We start from the raw sequence: 5,492 nt of genomic DNA, 5'->3' as shown, positions 1-5,492 counted from the left end.
GGGTCGGGACGGCGAGGCGAGTTCGCGGTGGAGGTAACGAGGCGTCCCATCTGGCGGTTGCTGTTGCGGGGCCTCGGTGTGTACCTGCCGGGCTGGGAGATGCCGGCGGGTGCGTTGCGCGTCCAGGACGGGTCGGCGGATGGGTTCGGGCCTCCGGCGTACGTGAACGGCGACGCCGGGTTCGGCGTCCAGATCCCCGACCGGCGCAAGGGGCTGGAGCCGGACCGGGAGATCTATGTGCGGGGACGGGAGAACCCGAGCTTCGGCATCGTCGTCGCCGGTCCGGCGGCGGCGATCGGCAGCCGGGTGGTGGACGCGGACGCGCTCATCCGGTTCGCGCGGAGACTGACGTTCGAGGAGCTCTTCGACACGGGCGACGCCGACTCCGTCCCGTACGCGGTGCGCGGCGCGCGGGCGGTGGAGAACGCGGTGTTCCTCGACCGGGCCGCCGGGATCGGGCTGTGCGTGGAGGTCGACCCGGTCACGCGCGCCGTGACGTGCCCCCTGTACGCACGCATCGGCGACCCGTCGGAACGAACCGTCCGCGCCTACGGCACCCCACCGCCCCGCACAACGCCAAACAGAGCCTCGTCGCCCCACGAAGCGCCCCCTCACGGGGCGCCACCTCACGGCCCGCCGCCCTATGGAGGGTCGCATCACGGCGCGCCGCATCACGGAGCGCCGAGGTAAGGCGTTGCCTCATGGCGCCCGGCCTCACGGAGCGCCGCCACGGAGCGTCGCGTCACGGTGCGTCGACTCAGGGCGTTGCCTTACGACGCCTCGTCCACGACGCCTCGTCCACGACGCCTCGTCCACGACGCCTCGTCCACGACGCCTCGTCCACGACGCCTCGTCCACGACGCCTCGTCCACGACGCCTCGTCCACGACGCCTCGTCCACGGGTGCGTCGTCCACGGGTGCGTCGTCCCACGGAGCGTCGGCTGGAAAGCGTTGCTCTGCTACGCCTGGCCTTGCGGAGCGCTGCGTCGTGGAGCGTCGACTTAGGGCGTTGCCTTACGTTGCCTCGCCTCAGAGAGCGTCGCCTCACGGAGCGCACGCGGGAGCGCCTCACGGAGCGCCGCCCTAAGGGCGGCGCGTCACGGGGGTCGTAGCGTGGGGTGCTGGCTCAGGGAGCGTTGCGTTGCGGGAGCGTCGTCTGGCGGAGCGTTGGGTTAGAGGGTGTTGCCTTGTGGTGCCTCGGCTTGCTGGGTGTCTTTTGGGGCGGTGGGTTAGGGGGTGGACCAGGTTGTTAGGTCCCATAGTTGATGGGATGGGAGGCGGCGTAGGCGGAGGGTTGCGGCTACTGGGTCCCAGAAGACTTCGTCGCTTTCTAGTTCCAGGGACTGTGCGGCGGTCAGGACGGCGCACAGGAGTTCGTCGCGTGTCCGGACGGCCATGAGGGGGCCTATCTGCGCTACGGCGCCCGAGCTTTCCGAGAGCGTCCGGAGGAGGGACTTGAGGGCGGCCTCGTCCTCGGGCGGGCGTGCGGGCTCGACGCCTGGCGGGACGCCGGGTTCGACGCGGGCGAGGCCGCGTCTGGCGTCGGCGCCAGGGGCGGACGCGCCGTTGGACGGCAGGTCGGCGCCGGTGGAGATGAGCAGTGCGCTGAACGCGCCCGCGAGGTCTTCGGCGGCCTGGCCGCCGAGGAAGTAGCGGCGCCGCTCCGGGGCGCCCGGCACGTTGCCGTTGGGGCCCTCGGCCGTGCGGAAGCGGACGTTCAGGCGGCTCGACCGCACGCACCGCTCGTACATCTCGACGAGGATGTCGTCGAGTTGCTCGTCGCGGGTCCAGAGGCGTCCGGTGGCGGTGACGGCCTCGCCGTGGGAGCGCGGACGGCCGGTGAGCGCGGCCGTGACGGTGTCGTCCAGCTCGCCCTCGGTGAACTGCAGCAGCTCGGCGACGACGTCCTCGACGTCCTCCAGCGTGCGGGTGAGGGTGCGCTGGAGTTCGAGGATCTCGGCGCCGCCGCGTTCCAGGTCGGCGAGGCGGTCGAGGGCGACCTCGACCCTGCCGTCGGCGGGGCCGCCGCCCGTCCGGGTGACGGCGCGCACGGACGTCTCCACCTCGGTCAGCTTGCGACGCAGCGCGGCGAGGGTGATCCGCTGCTGCTCCAGGTCGCGCAGGCGTCCGGCCTGCGTCCGGAGGAAGTCGTCGGCCTGGTGGACGAGGCCCGCCAGCTCCTCCACCTGCCCGGTGTTCTGCCGGAGCCGGGTGTCGAGGGCGGGCAGCACGTCCTGCTTGACCCGCGACAGCTCGGCGGTGAGCTGCTCGCCCACCGTGACGAGGACGTTGTTCTGCTTCGTGACCTGGTCGTTCAGCTCCTCGATCCGGCGGGAGAAGGCGCTCGCCTGGTTCCGGCTCTGCCTGCCCGCGTAGAGTTCGAGCGCCCCCACAACAAAGCACAGCACCACCAGGACGACCGTCGTCATGGCACTCCTAGGACGTGACGGTGGATGACCGGACCGGGTTTTGATCGCGACCATAACTTACGATCACGCGCGCCGACCGGCACTTACGTAACCGACTGATCTCAGTGGCCGGCCGGTCTCACCTGCCCTTTTCGCGCCATTCCGTAGCCGCCGTTTCGCTCTCGGTCACTGAATTCAGACACAGCCCTCGAATTGCGGCACAGTGGTGGTGACTCTTAGCCCGACGGGGGCGAACCATTTCTTCAGCAGTTCGGCGGCGGTGCCGTCCTGGTACATCTCGGTGATGGCCTTGTTGACCGCCTCGCAGCCGGCCACGTCGGTCTTCCGGATGCCGACGCCGTACGGTTCGTCCGTGAACGGGGCGTTCACGATCCGGAGGGCGTGGCCGCCGCCGGACGCCTTCGCGGCGAGGCCCGCGAGGATCAGGTCATCGGTCGACACCGCGTCCAGCCTGCCCGCCGTCAGGTCGGCGAGGCACTGCGCGTAGCCCTGCGCCTCGACGGGCAGCGCCGGGACGCCCTGTTCGTCGTGGACGCGCGGGAACGACACCGAGCCGGGCACCTTGCAGAGCCGCCGCCCCTTCAGGTCATGGATGTTCCGGATCTTGCCGGCGTCGGACGCGCGGATGAGGACGTCCTGGTGGGCGACGTAGTACGGCCCCGCGAACGACACCTTCACCTTGCGTTCCGGTGTGACGGAGTAGCTGGCGACGACGAGGTCGACGTCGCCGTCCTGCACCAGCTTCTCGCGCGTCGCGTAGCCGGCCTGCTTGAACGTCACGTTCGCGGCGGGGACGCCGAGCCGTTCGGCGATCTCCTTCGCGATGTCGATGTCGAAGCCCTGGAACGTGCCGCCGGTGCGCTCGCCGACGCCCGGCTGGTCGGCGTTGACGCCGATGACGAGGGTGTCCTTGACGGCGACGGAGTTCTCGCCGGCGTCCGCGATGCCGCACGCTGTGACCGCCGTCAGGAGCGTCGCCGCCAGCAGGGCGGCCACCGGGCGACCGCGGGGCCGCCTCACTTCGACCACCGGTACTCCGCCAGGCGGGGGCGGACGCCGATGAGCACGAGCAGCGCGATGACGACTCCCGCGATCGGCAGGACGGCGTACCAGCCGCTCGTCCCGTCGTCGCCGTCCTTCACGGCCTCGTCGAACGACTCCTGGTGGATGCGGGACAGCGCTTGCAGCGACCGGTCGTACCCGGTGAAGTCGGCCGCGAAGGCGCCCCGCGCGGCGAGGGCCTGGTCGCGCTTGCCGGCGTGGACGAGGGTCCGCACCTGCTGGTCCTTCGCCTGGACGCTCTGGTAGTCCTTGAGGATCTTGTTCAGCGCGGTGACGATCTCGGCCTGCCGCTCGTCCGACTCGGTGGGCCGGTTGGCCTCCGTGCCGAGGAAGCCGAGGAAGGGCGCGCGTCCCGGCTCGAACGACAGATCCTTCTGGAGGGCCGCGTTGTACTCCGTCAGATTCCCGGCCTTCAGATAGAGGACGGTCTGCGATTTGCTCAGATAGACCTGCTCGTAGGCGTCCGCCCGTCCGGGGTCGAGCAGGAAGCGGGTTTCGTCGGCGGCCGCGCTGTTGCTGATGGCGCGCGTCCGGGAAAGGGCCAGGATCGAGTCGAAACCCTCCTCCTTGGCCTTGCGGAGATGGTCCGCCTGCCCGGACAGCATCGCGGTGCCCGACACGACCAAAACGAAAGTGCCGAGCGTGGCCGCCGCCAGCGGAATGTTCAGGAGGCGGCGGAAGCGTGCCGCCAGGAACAGCTGGAACGCGACGAGGACGGCGAGCAGCGCAAGGCCCGTGACGATGATCCAGGTCCGGCCCGTGAGGACGGCCGAGCGCTTGTCCTCGTACGTGTGCCGGACGAGGGTGCCGTTGTCGAGCGTCAGGTTGTACGCCTTGGGCAGCAGGTCCAGCTTCATCAGGTCGGTCGCCTGCCGGTACAGGTTGATGACCTGCTGCGACGGCGGCCCGGACGCGTGCCCGGACTGCTGGTCGAGCAGCAGCGCCTGCCCGGCGAGCCGCTCGTAGCGGCCGAGCGCGTCCAGGACGTCGCGGGCGGTGTTGTCCTCGGTCCGCTCGTCGGCGAGCTTCGCGGCCTTGAGCAGCGCGTCGCCCGCCTTCTGCCGGTTCTCGTTGTAGCGGGCCAGGGCCTGGTCGCGGCCGCCGCCCGCCGCGCCGCCGATCAGCAGCGCGTTCGCGAGCTGCGCGTCCATGTCGGTGAGCTGGAAGTACAGATCGCCGGTCGCGACGACCTGCGGGCCCGCGTCGTGCCCGATCACCCGGACGCCCTCGCGGGCGTTCGCGATCGCCCACCAGGACACGCCCAGCAGCGCCACGAGCAGGACGGCGGCCAGCGCCGTCAGCGTCCGGATGCGGGCGGAGGCGGTGCGGGGCACCAGCCGCGCGACGCCCGCCGGGGGTGTTTCGGGCGTCCGCCCGAGCCGTCCCGCCGGGCCGCGGCGCGCGGGCGGGCCGCCCCGCCGCGCGGGCGGGGATGGGGCGGTCTGTCCCGCGTCGGGAACCTGCTGAACGGCCGTCATGTCGCCTCGCCTCGGATGAGCGTGATGGTGGTCCACGCGCCCACGTGGATCCGGTCGCCCTCGGCCACCGGGACCTCCACGTTGTTCGGGATCGGGTCCAGGGACCCGTTCATGCAGGTGCCGTTGGTGGAACCCGGGTCGACGAGCGTCCACGTGCCGTCCGGCTTGGCCAGCAGGACCGCGTGGACGTGCGAGATGCCGGGATCCTCGGGCGGCTCGCGCAGGTCGATCTCGGGCGGGGACGGCTGCGACGAGCTGCGCCGTCCGATGCGGATCTCCCGCCCGGCGAGCGCGATCCGCCGTTCGGGCGCGTAGGGCGGGAACGTGAGCGTCGCCGAGTCGGGGCCCTCTTCGGCGATGACCGAGTTGTAGTAGTCGCGGTCGGCCGTCACGACCGCCGTCCAGGCCGGGGACCCGGGTGTCACGGGCCCTGATTCGGACGGCCCCTGATCCGGTGCCGGAGGTCCTGGCGCCGCCGGTGGCCCCGGCGGAGTCGGTGTTGGCGGGGGCGGAGGGGGAGGCG

General features: G+C 71.4%; 5 protein-coding genes. 1 reads left to right on the top strand and 4 read right to left on the bottom strand.

Annotated elements, in window-relative coordinates; genetic code table 11:
* Nucleotides 1–690, top strand: a 690-nt coding sequence (locus tag E1287_RS41780; protein ID WP_207934789.1) for a hypothetical protein, incomplete at its 5' end; no start/stop codon positions are given.
* A 539-nt stretch (nt 691–1,229) separates the two neighbouring features.
* Here E1287_RS41780 and E1287_RS41775 read toward each other — a convergent pair.
* The 4 genes from E1287_RS41775 to E1287_RS41760 all read right to left on the bottom strand — a co-directional run bounded on the left by E1287_RS41775 (nt 1,230) and on the right by E1287_RS41760 (nt 5,394).
* A complete protein-coding gene (locus E1287_RS41775) occupies nt 1,230–2,429 on the bottom strand; it encodes a hypothetical protein (protein ID WP_131971436.1) in 1,200 nt (399 codons plus the stop codon).
* Between the two features lie 174 nt (nt 2,430–2,603).
* Nucleotides 2,604–3,458 (bottom strand): glutamate ABC transporter substrate-binding protein, encoded by an 855-nt coding sequence (locus tag E1287_RS41770; RefSeq protein ID WP_243719808.1) that lies wholly within the window; start codon nt 3,456–3,458, stop codon nt 2,604–2,606.
* The gene (locus tag E1287_RS41765; RefSeq protein WP_131971434.1) at nt 3,446–4,969 is read right to left on the bottom strand and encodes a hypothetical protein; all 1,524 of its coding nucleotides are present in this window, start codon (nt 4,967–4,969) and stop codon (nt 3,446–3,448) included. The genes E1287_RS41770 and E1287_RS41765 overlap by 13 nt, the downstream gene beginning before the upstream one ends.
* Nucleotides 4,966–5,394, bottom strand: a complete 429-nt coding sequence (locus E1287_RS41760; protein WP_207934788.1) for an FHA domain-containing protein — start codon at nt 5,392–5,394, stop codon at nt 4,966–4,968. Before E1287_RS41760 ends, E1287_RS41765 begins: the two co-directional genes overlap by 4 nt.
* Nucleotides 5,395–5,492: the final 98 nt, after the last annotated feature.

Source organism: Actinomadura sp. KC06 (assembly GCF_004348735.1).
In the GTDB taxonomy this organism is placed as follows: domain Bacteria; phylum Actinomycetota; class Actinomycetes; order Streptosporangiales; family Streptosporangiaceae; genus Spirillospora.
The sequence above is the reverse complement of the archived record's forward strand: the minus strand, read 5'-3'. Positions and strand labels throughout refer to the sequence as shown.

Bases quoted from the DNA above. Each gene is read 5' to 3' on its own strand.
- E1287_RS41775 (WP_131971436.1), bottom strand. From the start codon at position 2,429: ATGACGACGGTCGTCCTGGTGGTGCTGTGCTTTGTTGTGGGGGCGCTC.
- E1287_RS41765 (WP_131971434.1), bottom strand. From the start codon at position 4,969: ATGACGGCCGTTCAGCAGGTTCCCGACGCGGGACAGACCGCCCCATCC.